The 12,094-nt window shown below is 60.8% G+C and carries 10 protein-coding genes; 9 read left to right on the top strand and 1 reads right to left on the bottom strand.

The window, feature by feature from the left end; genetic code table 11:
- Positions 1 to 104: 104 nt before the first annotated feature.
- From THIDRDRAFT_RS13875 to THIDRDRAFT_RS13860, 4 genes are all read left to right on the top strand, one after another.
- Positions 105 to 1,727: a DUF4214 domain-containing protein gene (locus THIDRDRAFT_RS13875; protein ID WP_007041491.1), complete on the top strand. Its 1,623-nt coding sequence runs from the start codon at positions 105 to 107 to the stop codon at positions 1,725 to 1,727.
- A gap of 731 nt (positions 1,728 to 2,458) precedes the next feature.
- Positions 2,459 to 4,153, top strand: a complete 1,695-nt coding sequence (gene glgA, locus THIDRDRAFT_RS13870; protein ID WP_425358442.1) for a glycogen synthase GlgA — start codon at positions 2,459 to 2,461, stop codon at positions 4,151 to 4,153.
- 58 nt (positions 4,154 to 4,211) lie between these two features.
- Positions 4,212 to 5,483: an alpha-amylase family glycosyl hydrolase gene (locus THIDRDRAFT_RS13865; RefSeq protein WP_007041489.1), complete on the top strand. Its 1,272-nt coding sequence runs from the start codon at positions 4,212 to 4,214 to the stop codon at positions 5,481 to 5,483.
- Between the two features lie 69 nt (positions 5,484 to 5,552).
- Positions 5,553 to 6,107, top strand: a complete 555-nt coding sequence (locus tag THIDRDRAFT_RS13860) for a L,D-transpeptidase (protein ID WP_007041488.1) — start codon at positions 5,553 to 5,555, stop codon at positions 6,105 to 6,107.
- A 14-nt stretch (positions 6,108 to 6,121) separates the two neighbouring features.
- Here THIDRDRAFT_RS13860 and THIDRDRAFT_RS13855 read toward each other — a convergent pair whose 3' ends face one another.
- A complete protein-coding gene (locus THIDRDRAFT_RS13855) occupies positions 6,122 to 7,081 on the bottom strand; it encodes a hypothetical protein (protein ID WP_007041487.1) in 960 nt (319 codons plus the stop codon).
- Positions 7,082 to 7,352: 271 nt separating this feature from the next.
- Here THIDRDRAFT_RS13855 and ndk point away from each other — a divergent pair, with 271 nt between their 5' ends.
- From ndk to hisS, 5 genes are read left to right on the top strand one after another with little or no spacing between them, the layout of a single operon-like run.
- On the top strand, positions 7,353 to 7,781 hold the full coding sequence (gene ndk, locus THIDRDRAFT_RS13850; RefSeq protein ID WP_007041486.1) for a nucleoside-diphosphate kinase: 429 nt from the start codon (positions 7,353 to 7,355) through the stop codon (positions 7,779 to 7,781).
- 12 nt (positions 7,782 to 7,793) lie between these two features.
- Positions 7,794 to 8,891: a dual-specificity RNA methyltransferase RlmN gene (gene rlmN / locus THIDRDRAFT_RS13845; protein WP_007041485.1), complete on the top strand. Its 1,098-nt coding sequence runs from the start codon at positions 7,794 to 7,796 to the stop codon at positions 8,889 to 8,891.
- Entirely contained in the window at positions 8,888 to 9,682 is a 795-nt protein-coding gene (pilW, locus tag THIDRDRAFT_RS13840) for a type IV pilus biogenesis/stability protein PilW (RefSeq protein WP_007041484.1), read from the top strand. Before rlmN ends, pilW begins: the two co-directional genes overlap by 4 nt.
- A 14-nt stretch (positions 9,683 to 9,696) precedes the next feature.
- Positions 9,697 to 10,656, top strand: a complete 960-nt coding sequence (locus THIDRDRAFT_RS13835; RefSeq protein ID WP_007041483.1) for a helix-turn-helix domain-containing protein — start codon at positions 9,697 to 9,699, stop codon at positions 10,654 to 10,656.
- Positions 10,657 to 10,707: 51 nt separating this feature from the next.
- The gene (gene hisS / locus THIDRDRAFT_RS13830; protein ID WP_007041482.1) at positions 10,708 to 11,982 is read left to right on the top strand and encodes a histidine--tRNA ligase; all 1,275 of its coding nucleotides are present in this window, start codon (positions 10,708 to 10,710) and stop codon (positions 11,980 to 11,982) included.
- The last annotated feature ends 112 nt before the right edge of the window (positions 11,983 to 12,094 follow it).

The raw sequence follows: 12,094 nt of genomic DNA, 5'->3' as shown, positions 1-12,094 counted from the left end.
CAGATCCTTACCAACAGAGGATCCATGGAGACATCACACTGGATGACTATAGGTATCAATTCATGAGACACCATCAAAAAACGCATGATTTTAAAGGAAGAATCATGCTCGAAAAAAAATCACTTTATTTCGTCGCAGTTTCAGTCAGCCTTCTAATTTTCAGCTCCAGCATCTGCGCCTTCAACCCTATTTCAACCAAGACTACAGAATCAATACCTTCGCAGTTCTCAGAGGCATATCTTGCCGGAAAGACATTTTATCTGGTGTGGTTCGGCAGCGGTGAAGATGAAAGCGGAAATGAGCTTGATGACGTGCCCGCTGCACTTGAGGTTCAGCTTCAAGCCAACGGTACAGCAGTCATCAGCGGCCTATTGAACTCGGGTGACACCACAGCAACCTGGGCGGTAGATGATACAGGATTGCTGTATTTCGATGGCGATGCGACCGAAGGCAATCTGATCGCATGCAACCATACAGATGAATTCATTCGCACACACTATATGTATGAGAATGAAGTCGATAATGTAGACTTGTATTTTTTCGACCGCCAAGAGGCGCTCGATTATGCATCCTCGATGACTCAAGCGCCGGAGCCATGCGCACAGGGACCCGGTTTCGCGACCCTACCCTCTGCAGCGATCCAGGTCGACGGTCTAACGGACGACTGGAGTGATATTGAACCCGTTATAACGGACCCTGCAGATGATCAAGAAGGCAGTAGTGCGACCGACATTCGGGCGGTCTATGCCGCCATCGACGAAGAAGCCGAGCGGATGGGATTCCTGATGCAGGTCGAGGGCACGATCCAGATGCCACATACGCCCTCGCAAGAGTATTCGCATTACCACTTGAGCTTCAACTATCACTGGGATCAATTTTGCCAGGTCGAAGACAAAATCTATATCTACAACGATTACGCCACAGCCGACGGCGAACGCACGACAGTCGTCTCTCCGTACGATCCCACACAAGACCTCGATATCGACTATCCAGTCGAATCGGCCTATCAAGGCAGCGCGCTAGAGGCGAGCTTCGATCTCGACATTCTCCCGGTAGGGGTTCGCTCGGTCAGCTTGTATGCGCACCCCGCGTCCTCTCCCAACTACACCCCGCTTGACGAGGCAAACTCCGGTTGCTACCTGCTCCCATTCGAAAGGATTCTCGAGCTGCAGCGCGACGATTCCTGGCTCGTGACCGAGATCTACACCGCAACCCTTGGCTATGCACCTGACAACGAAGGGCTGCAATATTGGGTCGCCAATCTCCAGAATGGCGGCTGGACACCCACGGAAGTGGCACAGAGTTTTTTTGATGCGCCACTGGTTCAGGAGATGTATCCAACCGACCAAGGTTACGGCCCCTTCATCGAGGCGCTTTACGAGAACCTCTTCGGGCGTGCTCCGGATGCAGAAGGCTACCAGTACTGGTTGGCCGAACTCGATTCCGGTCGCGTCCAGCGTAATCAGATGATTATTGCCTTGATCGAGGGCGGTTGGGCCAATGCCGATGCGACAAGCGATATGGCACGCTTTGGTCACCGGATTCAGGTTGGGTTGGCCTTTGCTGCCGAACAGGCCGAGCGCGGAATCGTCTACAGCCAACTCAGCGAGGATCAGCAGGTCATGCTGCGCCAAATCGGTCGTGAGGTACTCGCCACGGTGACGGACGACTCAGCCACTCGCAAGGCTGCGATCGACAACATCCCCAGCCTCCTGGACCAACTGTGAACACTTGCTATCCTCCTCACCTGTAAAGGCGGGAGACTCAATAGACGGCCCCGACTCGGCATCACGCCCAGTCGGAGCCGCGCCACACATTCCTGCCTCCATCATCATAGCTTTACCCATAAGTCGAGTCCGCGTTCCCGCTCAGACACTTACGGCACCCGGTTTTCGTCCCACGAAGCTGGCAACTCATGACTCCAAGTCGCTCAATCAGGCACTTATCTCGCCGCACACAAAAAGCGCTAGAAGATATGGGTAAAGCTATGTCCATCATCTCCCCCCTAAATGAGGGATCATGGCAGAATGCACGTAACCGACGACGTGCTAACACCTGACCCGACCCAGCTGTAGGAATCGAGCGAATGGCGAAGAAGCCGACTGGATCCAAAGAGAAACAGACCGCGCGGCTCGCCGTGGCCGACGAGACCCGCAAACCAACCGGAGACGCCGGGAAAGAAACGACCGAAGCCACAGCCTCATCATCAGCGGCGCCAACCTCCCAAGAGCCGATCGACGACACCGCCAGCCAGAAGCCTGTGCGCAAGGTGTCCAAGGCACCCAAGAAGGCAGTTGCGCGCAAACGCTCGACTTCGACCAAACAGGATAGCCAAGCGACACTCAGCCTGGATTCGAACGCGACAAACTCACCTGAGACACCTGAGTCTTCGTCCGACGTCAGACAGCCTCTCCAGACCATATCAAAAGAGTCTGACATCTTTGATGTAAGCCAGGAGATGAGCGAAGCATCCTCTCGGACCCTGGAACCAAGCGATCCGCCCCAAGCAGCCGAACAACCGATGGAGCCATCGCAAGCGAACAGGAGTCCAGCTACCGAGCCCGAAGAGCATCAGACTCAGTCCCAGGATAATGAGCGCCCACTGGAGCCTCAGTCCCGCGAACCCGAACCCGAACCCGAGCCAGCACCGCCCGCTTATCAGGAGCCACCGCGCCCAAGCCTCTTCATCGTCCATATCACGCCGGAGCTGGCTGGCGTGGCGAAGGTGGGCGGTCTGGCCGACGTGGTGTTCGGGCTCTCGCGCGAACTGGCGATCCGCGGCAACCATGTCGAGATCATCCTGCCCAAATACGCCTCCATGCGTTACGACCAGATCCATGATCTGCATGAGGTCTACAAGGATCTATGGGTGCCCTGGTATGACGCTGCCATCCACTGCACCGTCTATTTCGGATTCGTCCACGAACGCAAGTGCTTCTTCATCGAACCCCATTCGCAGGACGATTTTTTCAATCGCCCCAGCATCTACGGCTTCCAGGACGACATCCTGCGTTATGCCTTCTTCTCGCGCGCCGCGATGGAGTTTCTCTGGAAGTCGGGCAAGCACCCGGACATCATCCACTGCCATGACTGGCAGACGTCGCTGGTCCCCGTATTCCTCTACGAGTTCTACCAACCGATGGGCATGACGCACCCGCGCGTCTGTCTGACCATCCACAACTTCGCTCACCAGGGCGTCACCGGCAAGGAGGTGCTGACCGCCACAGGACTGCACCGCCCCGAACATTTCCTCGACCAGGTGCGCATGGGCGACAAGCGTTACCGCCAAGCGCTCAATCTGCTCAAGGGCGGCATCGTCTATTCGAACTTCGTGACCACCGTCTCGCCCCGCTATGCCTACGAGACCAAGGATCAGGGCCAGGGATTCGGGCTGGAGCCCACCCTTCACACCCATCACATCAAGTACGGCGGCGTGATCAACGGCATCGACTACGACGTCTGGAACCCTGAGATTGACCGCCACATCCCGGTCCAGTACGGACTCGATTCCATCGAGCGCAAATACGACAACAAGCGCGCGTTGCGCCACCGTCTGATGCTGGCCGAAAACGAGAAGGCGATCGTCGCCTTCATCGGCCGACTCGATCCGCAGAAGGGACTGGATCTGGTCCGTCACGCCATCTTCAACACCCTTGAGCGCGGCGCCCAATTCGTGCTGTTGGGATCGAGCCCCGACGCGCGTATCAACGCCGACTTCTGGGGCCTCAAGCAGATGTTGAACGACAGCCCGGACTGTCATCTGGAGATCGGATTCGACGAGGAGCTGTCGCATCTCATCTACGCAGGCGCCGACATGATGCTGGTGCCGAGTCGCTTCGAACCCTGCGGACTGACACAGCTTATCGCTCTACGCTACGGCACCATTCCCGTGGTGCGCGCCGTCGGCGGACTCGCGGATACCGTCTTCGACAAGGATCATTCGGCGCGCCCACTGCACGAACGCAACGGCTACGTCTTCAAGGACTACGATAACGCCGGTCTGGAGTCGGCACTGGGCCGAGCCATCGCCTGCTACAACGACTTCCCCAACCACTTCCGCGACCTCATGTTGAACGCCATGAGATCGGACTATTCGTGGAACATCCCAGGCCAGGATTATCTGAACATCTACGACTATATCCGCGACGCCTGAGCGCCTCGCGCCCAGCACTCGACACTGACACAGAATCACCAGGGCGCCCCATTTTCCAATGAAGATATACAACCTCTTCCCGCGTCTCGCCGGACCTCTCGGGGACTGGGATCCGCATCTGAGCCGCGCCGCCGCTATGGGGTTTGACTGGATCTTCGTCAACCCGATCCAGCGCACCGGCCGTTCCGGCAGCCTCTATTCGATTGCCGACTATTTCGCGATCGATCCCGACTTTATCGAGCCCACATCCGCCAGATCGCCGGACGATCAGGTGCGGGACATGATCGCAAAGGCCGAGAGCCAGGGTCTCTCGGTCATGATCGACCTGGTCATCAATCACTGCGCGATCGATTCGGCCTTGGTGAAACGGCACGCCGATTGGTTCGTGCGCGACGGCAAGAAGGTCGCCAATCCATTCTGCGTCGAGGAAGACGGTACCCGCGTCGTCTGGCGCGATCTGGCCCAGTTCGATCACGCAGGCTCACGCAACCGCGACGCACTGCTCGACTATTGCGTCAAACTGGTCGAGCATCTGATCGATCTCGGGTTCACGGGCTTTCGCTGCGATGCGGCCTACCAGCTCCCCACATCAACCTGGGAGACGCTGATCACGCGGATCCGACGCACGCATCCGCGAACCGTCTTCGTCGCCGAAACGCTGGGCTGCTCGCCCGAGCAGACGCGCAGCACCGCAGAGGCCGGATTCAACGCCATTTTCAACAGCTCCAAATGGTGGGACTTCTCCGGCAACTGGCTGCTCGATCAATATGCGGCAACCCGCGATCAGGTTCCCTCGATCAGCTTTCCAGAGAGCCACGATACCGAACGTCTGTTCAGCGAATCGGGCGACAATCCGCACGCCATGCAGCAACGCTATTTCTTCGCCGCGCTCTTCGCGACCGGCGTCATGATCCCTATGGGGTTCGAGTACGGATTTCGCCGCCGACTCGACGTGGTCAACACCCAGCCGGATCACTGGGAGTCTCCGAACATCGACCTGACCCCATTCATCACCCAGATCAACCATATCAAGGACAGCCATCCGGTCTTGAGCAGCGAGGGTCCGATCACGGTGATCGAGACGTCCAACCCGGCAGTCCTGCTGCTGCACAAGCGTCTTACCGACGGCGACGAAGAGGCACTCCTGGCGCTAAATAAGGACCCTTGGAACCGTCAGTCTCTGCGGGTCGAGAATCTCTACGACCACCTTACGCGGCCGCGCACCCTGAAGGATCTATCACCAGAATGGACGATGGACTTTCTCCCGACGCCGTTCGAGTTCGACCTGGCCCCGGGGATGGGACGCATCCTTGTCACCATGGCGGACTGACCCATCGCGCCCCCAAGGGCCGACGCCGGACTATAGTCTGATCATCCGTTGTCGTTCCGAGGGAGCGCCATGCCCCGATGCAAAGTCCCGCTCGTCGTTATTCTCCTACCGCTGATCCTCGCCGCCTGTGCCGGTGCTCCCGAGCGCCGCGCCCCGGAGAGACAGCCTCCCAAAACCGCCGGCCAGCAGACTGCGCAACCCGCTCAAGACCACCAGCCTTCCAGCCCAACGGACACCACGAGCGAACCGGCAGCGGATCCCTCCACCGTCAAAAAACGTGCCTTGGTGATCTCACTCGCGGATCAAACCTTTGACTATTCGGAGGACGGCGAAACCGTCCGCACCGGCCCCATCTCCTCCGGCGCGGACGGATATCCGACCCCCACCGGACAGTTCGCGGTGTTGAGCAAGGACGAGGACAAGGTCTCCTCGCGCTATACCAACCAGCTCGGTATGCAGGCCTGGATGCCTTACGCCATCCAATTCCACGGCAACTACTTTCTGCACGAAGGTTGGCTACCGGGCTATCCGGACTCTCATGGATGCGTGCGGGTCGGAGAACCGGACGCCCGATTCTTCTTCGAGCGATTACAGATCGGGGATCCGGTTACCGTAACCCGATGATGGCCGGACGGCGATCAGGACCGAAATGCCGCCTGGAAAGCGTCGACGAAGCGGTCGTAGTCTGCTTCGGGAAGCCGGTTGATTCCAGCTGCGGCCTTGCGTCCCCCTCCCGTCGCGAACTGACGACAGAGGTCGTCGGCACCGGTCGGTCGCGCGATCGGCGCCCGAACGCTCACCAGGAAGGACGCGTCGGCGAGCCGTGTGAGGATGGCATGCGCGCGCCCTGGCTCCTGTTGGGCCAGGTCGTTGGCGAAGACCCCGCTGGCACGCCGTGCCCAGGGCTCGGCCGGTAGGATGAAAAGACGATGCGCGTCGTCCTCGACAGCCGGTCGTAGCGAGCCGACCTCTGCCATGTCGCTCTGGTAGCCATCGAGCAACGCACGGAAGGCGGCATCCTCGGCGACGAAATCGAGCGGGTCGGCATAGGGGCGCAGACGACCGAATAGATCGTCGGGTGCATAGTGCAGATCCTCGACCTTGGCCCCATAGCCGTTGTAATTGAGCAGGATCCCCAGCTGACGGAGCTGCTCGATCGCCTCCGCCCCCAGTGCCAGGGGCTCGGCCGCACGGCGGGCGGCACGGTCGAAGTTGTCGCCGAAGGTTCCCACCACCGCCCAGGCGCGATGACGGCCGGCGAGATAGTCGTCCACCAACAGACTCGTTCCCTTGTCCGGAAGTGTCTCGATATGCGTGGATAACGCGGAATGTGATGGGATCTCGCCCGGGAAGTGATGGTCGAAGTAGGTCACCGAAACGCCTTCGGCCAACAATCGATCCAAGGCGGCCCGGTTCTTTTCCATCGAGACATCGAGCACGGTCACACTGCCGGCGGCACCGGAGGGCACGCGCCCGAGCAGGTCGATCTCGCGCTTCGGGCCGGTCACGAGGATGCTGTCGCGGGGCTCGGCCAAACGCAGCTGCTGCAGGGCGCAGAGACCATCTGCATCCCCATTGAAAACGTCGAAATGTTGCATGGCGGGTGTCGAATGTATCGATGGATTGAAATCGAAGCGGTTCATTATCGCCCAAGGCGCCGATCGGCACGAACCGCTCGTGCGAGCGAAACCCGATCGACCCGACGGACGCGATCAACGTCCCATTGCCGGGGCATGCCGCTGTCGTTAGACTTATGGGTTGACTTATACTGAAGCAGATGGTTTCCACCGACCCGCATTTCTCAGCGGGGGGATCCCTCCGCCTCCCTATATCCACCCCTCACCAATCACGCCTTTAGCAGGAGCCACCATGGCTATCGAGTGCACGCTGTCCATCATCAAACCCAATGCCGTCGCCAAGAACGCGATCGGTGCCATCCTCGGCCGTTTCGAGTCGGCCGGACTGCGCATCGTTGCCGCACGCATGCTGCACATGAGCCGCGAGCAGGCGTCCGCCTTCTACGCCATCCATCAGGGCAAGCCCTTCTTCGACGAACTGGTCGACTTCATGATCTCCGGCCCGGTTATGGTCCAGGTGCTGGAAGGCGAGAACGCTGTGGCCAAGAATCGTGAGATCATGGGCGCGACCAACCCGGCCGACGCAGCCCCCGGCACCATCCGCGCCGATTTCGCCGACTCCTTCACCGAGAACGCGGCACACGGCTCCGACTCCGCCGAGAATGCGGCCACCGAGATCGCCTTCTTCTTCCCCGAAGGGCTCTGCCCCCGCACCCGCTGATCGAGAAACACCATGATCGCCAACGAAACCAGGACGAACTTGCTGGATCTCGACCTCGCCGACTGCGAGGCGCTGGTCGTCGACCTGGGTTTCAAGGCCTTTCATGGTCGCAACCTCTTCAAGTGGATCCACAAGCATGGCGTCACCGACTATGACGCCATGACCGATGTGCCCAAACGGTTGCGCGAGGCATTGCGCGGCACGGTAGACATCTATCTGCCGCGCATCATCGCCGACCATCCGTCCGAGGACGGGACCACCAAATGGGTGATGGAACTCGCCGACGGCCAACGTATCGAGACCGTCTTCATCCCCGAGGGCAAGCGCAGCACCATCTGCGTCTCCTCTCAGGTCGGTTGCGCACTGGAGTGCGCCTTCTGCGCCACCGCCCGCCAGGGCTTCAACCGCAATCTCAGCGTCGCCGAGATCGTCGGCCAGGTCTGGCATGCAGCCCGCCAACTCGGCACGGCGCCCACCAACGTCGTGATGATGGGCATGGGCGAACCGCTCGCCAATTTCGAGGCGGCGGTCAAGGCCATGGACATCATGCAGGACGATCTCGCCTACATGCTGGCCAAACAGCGCGTTACACTCAGCACCTCGGGCATCGTCCCCAACATCTACCGGCTGCGCGAGGTCAGCGACGTCTCGCTCGCCGTCTCACTGCACGCGCCGAACGACGAGCTACGCGATCAGCTGGTACCGATCAACCGCAAATATCCGCTGTCGGAGCTCATCCCCGCCTGCAAGGCCTATATCGCCAACGACAAACGCCGCAAGGTAACCTGGGAATACGTCATGCTGGACGGCGTCAACGACAGCATCGCCCACGCCAAGCAGCTGATCCGGCTACTCGAAGGCGTTCCCTCTAAGCTCAACCTGATTCCGTTCAACCCCTTCGCCGGAAACGACTTCGGAACCTCGACGCCGGAGCGCATCGAGGCATTCCGTGTGCGCCTGACCCGCGCCGGGATCTTCGCCATGACGCGCAAGACGCGCGGCGACGAGATCTCAGCCGCCTGCGGTCAGCTCGTCGGACGCGTCGAAGATCGCACGCGCCGGCTCGGACGCATCCGGGTCGAAGACGGCCGCATGGAGATCCCGCGATGAGCGTGCTGGATGCAAGGTCCCGATTGATTCACAGGCCGCTGGCCGTAATCGGCCTCTGCTGGCTGCTTGGCGCCTGCTCGAGCATGGGCACACAGCAGCACGACGACGAACTCGGACTGGACCCCCAGGACAGCCCGGCTGAACTCTATGTGCGCATGGCCGAGGAATATTATGCGCGCGGCCAGATCGAGGTCGCCTTCCGCCGCGCCCAGCAGGCGATCGAGGCGGACCGGCGCTATGCGCGCGCCCAGGTGTGGATCGCCTTCCTCTACGAGGAAATCGACAAAAAAGACCTCGCCGAGGATCATTACGAGAAGGCCGTAGATCTCGCCCCCAAAAGCTCAGATATCCTAAACGCCTATGCCTCCTTCCAGTGCCGGCAGAAACGCTATGCCGAGGCCGATACCTATTTCAAAAAGGCGCTTAAAAACCCGCTTTACACCACACCTTGGATAGCCATGACCAACGCCGGCAATTGCGCCAGCGCGTCCGGGGACAACACAAAGGCGGAGGGCTACTATCAAGACGCCATCCGGGCCAATCCGAACTTCGGACCGGCATTGGTCAAAATGGCCGAAACCGCCTTCAAGCGGGGTGATGCCAAGACAGCCAAGGGCTATCTCGACCGCTATTTCGACAAGGGAACCATACGCACCCCCAGCACCTCCTACACGGCCCTCACCGTCGGGGTTCAGGTTGAACGCCGCCTTGGGAACAACAAGCGCGCCAGATACTACGCAAAGGCGCTCAAGCAGAATTTCCCTGTCGCCCCCAAAACCAAAGAGCTTTAGGAACACCAGTTGTCATGAATCCGTCGCAAGACATCCAATCGGGCAACCAGAATCCGGCCGACCTGTCCAAGGGACCCGGCCACAGACTGCGTGAACTACGGGAATCGCGCGGCATCGAGATCGAACGCGTCATCGCCCAACTGCACCTTCAACGCGGCGTTGTCGATGCGTTGGAGCAAGACCGTTACGAAGACCTGCCGCCCCCGGTCTTCGTCGCCGGCTATCTCAAGAACTACGCCCGCCTGCTCGGCACGGATCCGGCGCCCATCGTGGCCGCCTACCGGGCCAGTCTCCCTGATTACGTGCAGCACACCAGCACCGCTGGTGCCCTGCTCCCGCCACGTCGGTCCAGCGTACCTTGGGCATGGATTATTATCTTGGCCCTGATCGGCGGCGGCGCGGCCGGCGCCTTCTTCTGGTGGCAAAACCAACAGAAGACGACAACCGAGGCCACAGCGGAAAACCCGGCCTCCACCGATAACGCCGTTGACACAGCCGCCGCTGACAACGCGGAAACCAGCGCGCAGTCGGAAGAGGGACAGCCGCAAGACTCCGAGACGCAGGTCCCACCAGACACGATACCGCTGCGGACACTGGAGCCGACGCCCGCCTCGACAGCGGCGACAGAGGAACCCACAACCGCCACCCAATCGACGACGCAGGCCGCAGCCGACACCGAAGAGCCCGCCCCCCAGGAGGAAGAGGCACCGCCCGAACAGACCGGTCCTCCAGAGGTCGCGCTCGAATTCACGGGCACCACCTGGATCGACGTGCGCGACGCAAAGGGCAAGGTCGTGCTGAACGGCGAGATGGGCGAGGGCGAACGCCGCGTCCTTACCGGAGAGCCGCCCTACAAGCTCGTGATCGGCAACGCGGCCGCAACCCGAATGACGATCGGCGACAAACCATTCGATATCGAGTCACGCGCGCGAGGAAATGTCGCCCGCTTCTCGCTGGATCCGACCGCGCCCTAAATGAATTAGACCCGGATCCTCGCATCCCAATAGATTCTCGACATATCCAGCATGAGCAAAAACATCCAAGCGATCCGTGGGATGCACGACATCCTGCCCGAGCGCATCGCGCTCTGGCACCGACTCGAAGACACCGCGCGCCAGGTCCTCTCCGCCTACGGCTATGCGGAAATCCGCACCCCATTGGTCGAGGTCACCGATCTCTTCAAGCGCTCGATCGGCGAGGTCACCGACATCGTCGAGAAGGAGATGTACAGCTTCGAGGACCGCAACGGCGACAGCCTGAGCCTGCGCCCGGAAGGCACGGCGAGCTGCGTGCGCGCGGCCATCGAACACGGCCTGCTGGTACAGCCGCAGCGCCTCTGGTATCGCGGTCCCATGTTCCGCTACGAGCGCCCGCAGCGCGGACGCTACCGACAGTTCCACCAGATCGGTGTCGAGGCATTCGGTCTCGCCGGACCGGACATCGACCTGGAACTGCTGCTGCTCACCGCGCGCCTCTGGCGCCTACTCGGGTTCGACAGCTTCAGACTCGAAATCAACACCTTGGGCGATAACGCCGAGCGACTCGTCTACCGCGAGCAGCTCATCGCCTATCTGAGCGCCCACGCCGACCAGCTCGACGCGGACAGCCTCAAGCGTCTGCATACCAATCCGCTGCGCGTCCTGGACTCCAAAAACCCGCAGACCCAGCAGATCGTCGCCGACGCACCGACCCTGATGGAGTATCTGGGCGAGGAAACGCGCAGCCACTTCGAGCACATCCGCCAGGGACTGGACGAGGCAGGCGTCGCCTACAGCGTCAACCCCCGCCTGGTGCGCGGTCTCGACTATTACAACCGAACCGTCTTCGAATGGATCACCGAAGATCTAGGCGCCCAGGGCACGGTCTGCGCCGGCGGCCGTTACGACGGTTTGGTCGAGCAGCTCGGCGGACGCCCCACCCCGGCCTTCGGCTTCGCGATGGGGGTCGAGCGGCTGGTGGAACTCATGAGTCTCGCCGGTCACGGCACCGAGGCGTCGGTCGATGCCTATCTGGTCGCGGTCGGTGACGCCGCTCAGAGTGCCGCTCCACTGCTGGCCGAACGTCTGCGCGACGCCGTCCCGCAACTGCGTCTGCTGACGCACTGCGGAGGCGGGAGCTTCAAGAGCCAGTTCAAAAAGGCCGACAAGAGCGGAGCGCGATTCGCGCTCGTACTGGGTGAGGATGAGCTGACGCGCAACACCTTCGGCGTCAAGCCGCTACGCGACGACAGCGAGCAGTGCGAGCTCGGATTCGAGGCGCTCGCGGCCTTTCTCTCCGAGCAGCTCACGCATCGCGACTGACATCGAACCCCTGGCCGAGCCGCCAGTCTTGGCGGCTCGGCTCTGAATCTTATAGTGTGCGCGCCTATCGTCCGACCGGTTCGATCAGCGCGCATCCGAATCGACCCCGGCA

The organism is Thiorhodococcus drewsii AZ1 (assembly GCF_000224065.1).
Taxonomy (GTDB): Bacteria; Pseudomonadota; Gammaproteobacteria; order Chromatiales; family Chromatiaceae; genus Imhoffiella; species Imhoffiella drewsii.
The sequence above is the reverse complement of the archived record's forward strand: the minus strand, read 5'-3'. Positions and strand labels throughout refer to the sequence as shown.